This window comes from Pseudorhodoplanes sp. (assembly GCF_035565795.1).
Classification (GTDB): domain Bacteria; phylum Pseudomonadota; class Alphaproteobacteria; order Rhizobiales; family Xanthobacteraceae; genus Pseudorhodoplanes.
Genome location: NZ_DATMRV010000200.1, coordinates 59,443 through 65,531 on the forward strand (window position 1 = coordinate 59,443; position 6,089 = coordinate 65,531).

Here is a 6,089-nt window from a genome sequence, read left to right on the forward strand (position 1 = left end):
CCGTTCCGGCATGGGGCGATGGCCGGCGTCGCGGTCGTTGCTGCTGCGGCGGCACTCACTGGCCTGCTGATAGTTTGGCTTCGCCCGTGGCTCGTCCGCTATGCGATGGCGAGACCTAATGCACGCTCATCGCATCGCACGCCTACCCCGCAGGGTGGCGGCATCGCCGTTATTGGAAGCTTTGTTGTCGTTTCGATTCTGGCGATGCTTCTGTCGGGGCAGTTCAGTGCTACGACGATTTCTGCCGTCGCGGCGGCATTCGGCGCCGCCATCCTTATTGCCGTTCTTGGCGCAGTCGACGACATCCGCCCGATAGCGGTCGTGCCTCGCCTCGCAATCCAGATCCTCGCCGTATCGATTGTCATTCTGTCGCTTCCGGCGGAATTCCAGATGACTCCGTTCCTGCCATGGTGGCTGGAGCGGATTATGCTCATCCTCGCGGGCACTTGGTTCGTGAACCTCGTGAACTTCATGGACGGCCTCGACTGGATGACAGTCGCCGAATTCGTGCCGCTGACAGCCGGTCTTGTCCTGCTTGGCGCGACGGGCGCCCTTCCTCCCTATGCCATCGTCTGTGCGCTGGCTTTGCTCGGGGCCTTGATCGGTTTTGCGCCATTCAACCGTCCGGTGGCGCGGCTCTTCCTCGGCGATGTGGGCAGCCTTCCGATCGGTCTGATTATCGGGTGGTTGCTGGCTCTGCTCGCCGACAAGGGCCACCTCGCCGCAGCGATCCTGCTACCGCTCTATTATCTCGTCGATGCCACCGTCACCCTGATCCGCCGTCTGGCCAAGGGCGAGCGCGTCTGGCAGGCGCACCGCACGCACTTTTACCAGCGCGCCACCGACAACGGTTTCAGCGTGCGCCAGGTGATAGCGCGGGTCTTCATCGTCAACATTCTGCTCGTCGTCCTTGCCGCCATCTGCGTACGGATCAATACTCCGATAGCTGAAATCGCAGCGCTTGCTGCGGGTGCTGCGATCGTCGGCTCCTTGCTCATGCGCTTTTCACGAAGGTTGACGTGATGCGCGTATTGGTGACCGGAGCGAGCGGCTTCGTCGGGAGAGCGCTCACGAGGAGCCTGGCCAAAGCGGGCTTTCACGTCCGCGCGGCGGCACGCAATCGCGCGAAGATTCCAGCGGCCGAATTCGTCGAAGCGGTCGAGATGCCGGACCTGTCACAGCCGGTCGATTGGCGCCCGTTGCTCGTCGACATCGACGCAGTCGTGCACCTCGCCGGGCTCGCACATGTCTCGGGCAACATTTCCGACGCGCGTTACGACCGCATCAACAAGCTGGCGACCAAGGAACTGGCGCTGCAGTCGTCGCTCACGCCCACCATCCGACGATTCGTATTCGTATCGTCGATCCGCGCGCAGACTGGTCCCTCCGCCGCACATGTCCTGACCGAAGACGCCCCCCCGGCCCCGACCGATGCCTACGGCCGTTCCAAGCTCGCGGCAGAAGCATTCGTACGCGGATACGGTGCGCCCTACACCATTCTTCGTCCGGTGGTCATCTACGGCGAGGGCGCGCGCGCCAATGTCGGGCAACTGGTGCGGCTGGCACGATTGCCGGTGCCGCTCCCTTTCGGCTCATTCGACTCGCGACGCTCGCTGCTCGCGCTCGAAAACATGTTGTCGGCAATCCGGTTCGTGCTGGAACATCCCGCGACCGCAGGTCAGACCTATATCGTTGCCGATCCCCTACCGCTTTCGATCGCCGACATGATCGCGACGCTGCGTGAAGCGCGCGGCCGCTCGCCGAAGCTCGTGCGTGTCCCGCCACGCCTGGTGGGCGCAACCATGCGCGGACTTGGCAAGCGCCAAGCGTGGGAGCGCATTGGCTCGCCGCTTGTAGCCGACGTTACCAAGCTGCGCGATGCGGGGTGGAGTCCGCCAACCGACACCCGCAACGCTCTCGCCCGCCTTGCTCGCACATAGCGACGATTGCGGCGCTCGGCGTGCAGGACAAGCTTACGCCGCCTCGCCCTTGAAATCGGGCACAGCATCGCGAAGGACGCGGTAGATCGCGCTGCGGTCTTCCCGCGCAAGACCCTTTTCCAGCGTGGCCAGCCAGCCGCGCATCGTTTCGAGCGACGGCGACAGCGGCCGCGCCGCCGCGACCCCGGCAATTCCAATCTCCGCGGTCGGCTCTTCGCGCGCAAACAGGATTTCGTGCAGCCGCTCGCCGGGCCGGATTCCGGTGAAGGTGATGTCGATATCGCGCCCCGGCTCCAGGCCGGACAGCCGAATGATGCGCTCTGCGAGTTCCACGATCTTTACCGGCTGCCCCATGTTGAGCACGTAGACGGCAACATCGGAGCGCTGCGGCCCTAGGGCATGGGAGGCCGCGGTCACAACCAGATCGCAAGCTTCGCGGATGGTCATGAAGTAGCGAACCATATCCGGATGCGTGACGGTCACCGGACCGCCGGCTTCGATCTGCGCCTTGAACTTCGGAACCACCGAGCCATTCGACGCCAGCACGTTTCCGAAGCGTACTGCGATCAACCGCATCGGCGTTGTGTCGCCCTTGCGTGCGAATTGCGCATCGAGCGCCTGGCAATACATTTCTGCGAAACGCTTGGTTGCGCCCAGCACCGAAACCGGCTCGATCGCCTTGTCGGTAGAAATCATCACCATCGCGGATGCGCCGGCGGCCGATGCCGCATCGGCGACATTCACGGAACCAAACACATTGGTCTTGATGCCCTCGTCCCAGTCGCGTTCCAGGATCGGCACGTGCTTCAGCGCGGCAGCGTGGAACACGATATCGGGCTTGAACTCGGACATCAGGCGATGGATGCGATCGCGGTCGCGGATGTCGGCGATCCGTCCGATGATCGTGGCGTTTGACTGCTTGCCGGCCAGCAGTTCGAGCACGGCATGCAGGGCCGGTTCCGAATTTTCGATCACCAACAGGCGGTCCGCGCCGAAGGTCACGACGCGATCACAGATTTCGGCCCCGATCGATCCACCCCCGCCGGTCACGACGACCGATCGCCCCTTGATGAAGCTCTCGAGCCGCCGGTAATCGATTTTCACGCTCGGCCGCAGAAGCAGGTCTTCGACATTGACCGGCGCAAGCCGCAAGGCCTCGACGCCATCGTCGAGCGACGGCAGCCGGCTGGTGCTGAGACCGAGCCGGCGCGCCCGCATCAGCAGCGTATCGGTCTTCACATCCGGCTCGAACGCTGACGGCGTCAACACCACGCGCCGGACATCAGTTCCGCGATCCGACAGGCGCGCAACGGCGCGCTCGATATCGTCGAAGTGACCGAGAACCGGAATGCCTCGGATCGACTGTCCTTGATCCGAGCGCGAGGGCGACAGCACGCCGACCGGCCAGGTCTTCTTCACCGCGCCGCTCTCGATCGCGCGCAGCAGCACTTCGGCGTCCGCGGCACGGCCCAGAATAAGGGTCGGTGCCGAATCGGACTTCCGCGCATGCAGTCTCGCGCGTGAATAGCGGAAATAGCGGTACGCAACGCGCGGGCCACCCAGGAAGAACATCTGGAGGACCCAGTAGATCAGGATCGTGGTCTTGCCGAAGAAGAACGTGCCGTAAAGGTTCGGGGCGATCAGAACATAATCGAGGACCAGCAGCGTAAGCGCGATGACCGATGCAGACCGGAAGATATTGAAAAGGTCCGGAAGCGAGGCGAAGCGCCACTTCGCGTCGTCGAGATGAAAGAATGAATAGACGACCGCGGCATAGACCATCACCAACGGAACGATGATCCAGAGCCAGTCGGCCCTCTCCGCAAACCCGGCACCCTCGAAACGAATATAGAACGCGGCCAGCAACGCGGCCGCCGTCATCAGCAGATCATGCGCGATGATCAGCGCCTTGCGGACTGTCATGGTACGGAAATTGAACATCGCGGGACCGGTTTCACTGACTGAATAGCGGCCTTTTGGCCGCAACGCTACCGGCCCCTCCCGCAGCCAACGCCTCCTCGGCGGCGGCCAGCACGGGGTCGATGGGCATCTGGTCAAGGCAGAGGCTGTGACTCGTGATCTTGCGCAGACAGCCCTCGAGCCGGCAGGGCATGCAGGGCAACGGACACTGGATCAGCCAGACATTTCCGCGGCGCTGAACATCCCCCGCGGTATCCCACGGTTCCAGCAGCCCGGAGGCAGGCCAGGGGCCCCAGCGGCGTGGATCGGTCGGGCCGTACATCGTCACGGTCGGACACCCTGCCGCGGCGGCAAGATGCGTCACCGATGTGTCCGGACCGGCGAACAGGGCCGCCCCGCGTGCGAGCGAAGCCAGCTCCGTCCAGTTGAGCCGGCCATCCAGCCGCGCGATCGGGACACCGTCCCAGACCCGGTCGAGATAGGCGCGCTCCTCCGCACCAGGCCCTCCGGTCGCGACGAGTTGCAGTCCCTTGGCGGAAAGCAAGCCGGCCAAGGCTCGCCAGCCATCCTCCCGCCATTGCTTGTAGCGGAAGAACGGCGCGGCATGCAGCACGGCATAGGATTCCGCGGGCTGCAGAATGGAGGCCGCGCCGTTCGGCACGACGACCTCCGCAACGCTATCGATGCCGAGGGCCCGAGCCAGCAGCAGCGTCTCCTCGACTCGATGCACGTCGCTGCGTGACGGCACCGGCCTGCCGAGCATCATTGCCTTGATGCGTCCGTTGAGGTTCGGATCGACCATCCCGGCCGTCCGGCGCCCCGCGGCGATCGCAAACGATGTCGGCCGGTCGCCCGGCTGCGTACTGATCGCGAGATCGTAGCCACGCCACAGGCGCCTCCCGAGCGCAAGCGTCTGCGCCGTTGTCCCGCGCGCGGGCGCCGTCACCACGGCATCGATGTCGGCGTTACCGGAGAGGATCGGCGCCGTGTCCGCAAACACGAGAGCTTCAATATGCGCTCTGGGCCAGGCGCGCCGCAGACTACGGATCAGCGGTGTGGTCAGCAAGACGTCACCGAGGCGACGCAACGCGACGACAAGGATCCGCGGCCGCTCGGGAAGATCGATCCGGGCCATCACGACGACGACGACAACCCGTGCGACTGCGACAGCACTGCGCCGCCAGCTACACCGACACCGAACAGATAGAGCCAGGCCTGTGTGAAATCGAACAGGTGATTGTTGAACAGACAGCCGACGACGTTCTGCGCGACGATGGCCAAGCCGACCCAGGCGATCAGCCCCGCCCCACGCAGGAACAGCGTAGCCTGCGCACACCACATCGCGAACAACAGAAGCATGCCCGCGAAACCAAGCTGGATTCCGATCGTAAAGCTCTGGTTATGCGGATTGACGGTCGGCGTATTTCCCTCCGCGATCGCCGCGCGCGACAGGGCATCGCGTACCGATCCGGTGCCATGACCGAGAATTGGCGCCGCCTTCATCACGTTGAGCGACTGACGCCAGAAGTCGACGCGCAGCCCCGCCGAGGTCTCGACATTGTTCTGCTTATGGCTGCGGATCTCGGTGATGATCCCGGTGATGCGCTCCTGCACACGAACCGACGATACCCAGACGATCGCGCAAAGGACCGCTATCCCCGCAAGGAACGCGAGCATCGCCTTGAGCCGGCATTGCGTGACCGCAAACAGAACGAGCAACACGGGGATTGTCACAAGCGCGGTACGGCTCGGCGCAACGAACGACACATTGACCAGGAACAGCGCCGCAAGCGCAAGTGCGCCGAACAGGTGCAAGGTCTTCCGCTCGGCCCAGGCTGCCATGGCAACGTAGAACAGGCCCGCTGCGGACAGGATGAAGACACCGCTTTGCGAAATGTAATCGCGCACCGGGACGCCATGGGTCTTGAAACGTATGACGAAGGATCCTCCGGATGCCATGCCCGCGAACGACAGCGCCATCAGCACCGTGCACGACACAAGGAACGCGCAAAACAGCCCGCGCCAGCGATCGGAGTTGCGATACTGCACAAACAGGAGCGGCAGGACCAGGAAACGCGCAAATGGCGTGAAGCCCTTCAGCCGCTCCTTCCATGGAACATCTGCCCATAGCATGCCAGCGGCGGCCAGCACCACCAGTGCAACCGGTACGAACGCCGCTGGATGGCGCATCACATCGCGCAACTCCTGCGGCCGCAGCGTCGGCAACAG

Annotated in this window: 5 protein-coding genes; 2 read left to right on the forward strand and 3 right to left on the reverse strand. The window is 64.0% G+C overall.

Annotated elements, in window-relative coordinates:
- Nucleotides 1–18: 18 nt before the first annotated feature.
- Together VNZ93_RS17870 and VNZ93_RS17875 are read left to right on the forward strand one after the other, a co-directional pair.
- A complete protein-coding gene (locus tag VNZ93_RS17870; protein WP_414710114.1) occupies nucleotides 19–1,023 on the forward strand; it encodes an MraY family glycosyltransferase in 1,005 nt (334 codons plus the stop codon).
- Complete coding sequence (locus VNZ93_RS17875; RefSeq protein WP_325708157.1) at nucleotides 1,023–1,940, forward strand: NAD-dependent epimerase/dehydratase family protein; 918 nt, start codon at nucleotides 1,023–1,025, stop codon at nucleotides 1,938–1,940. Before VNZ93_RS17870 ends, VNZ93_RS17875 begins: the two co-directional genes overlap by 1 nt.
- Before the next feature lie 33 nt (nucleotides 1,941–1,973).
- On the opposite strand, the gene VNZ93_RS17880 is transcribed toward VNZ93_RS17875, so the two are convergent.
- From VNZ93_RS17880 to VNZ93_RS17890, 3 genes are all read right to left on the reverse strand, one after another.
- Nucleotides 1,974–3,881, reverse strand: coding sequence for an SDR family NAD(P)-dependent oxidoreductase (locus VNZ93_RS17880; protein ID WP_414710113.1), 1,908 nt, complete (start codon nucleotides 3,879–3,881; stop codon nucleotides 1,974–1,976).
- A 13-nt stretch (nucleotides 3,882–3,894) separates the two neighbouring features.
- Nucleotides 3,895–4,995, reverse strand: coding sequence for a glycosyltransferase family 9 protein (locus tag VNZ93_RS17885; protein ID WP_325708145.1), 1,101 nt, complete (start codon nucleotides 4,993–4,995; stop codon nucleotides 3,895–3,897).
- Nucleotides 4,995–6,089, reverse strand: a 1,095-nt coding sequence (locus VNZ93_RS17890; RefSeq protein ID WP_325708148.1) for an O-antigen ligase family protein, incomplete at its 5' end; no start/stop codon positions are given. The genes VNZ93_RS17885 and VNZ93_RS17890, both read right to left, overlap by 1 nt.

Bases quoted from the DNA above. Each gene is read 5' to 3' on its own strand.
- VNZ93_RS17870 (WP_414710114.1), top strand. From the start codon at position 19: ATGGCCGGCGTCGCGGTCGTTGCTGCTGCGGCGGCACTCACTGGCCTG.
- VNZ93_RS17875 (WP_325708157.1), top strand. From the start codon at position 1,023: ATGCGCGTATTGGTGACCGGAGCGAGCGGCTTCGTCGGGAGAGCGCTC.
- VNZ93_RS17880 (WP_414710113.1), bottom strand. From the start codon at position 3,881: ATGTTCAATTTCCGTACCATGACAGTCCGCAAGGCGCTGATCATCGCG.
- VNZ93_RS17885 (WP_325708145.1), bottom strand. From the start codon at position 4,995: ATGGCCCGGATCGATCTTCCCGAGCGGCCGCGGATCCTTGTCGTCGCG.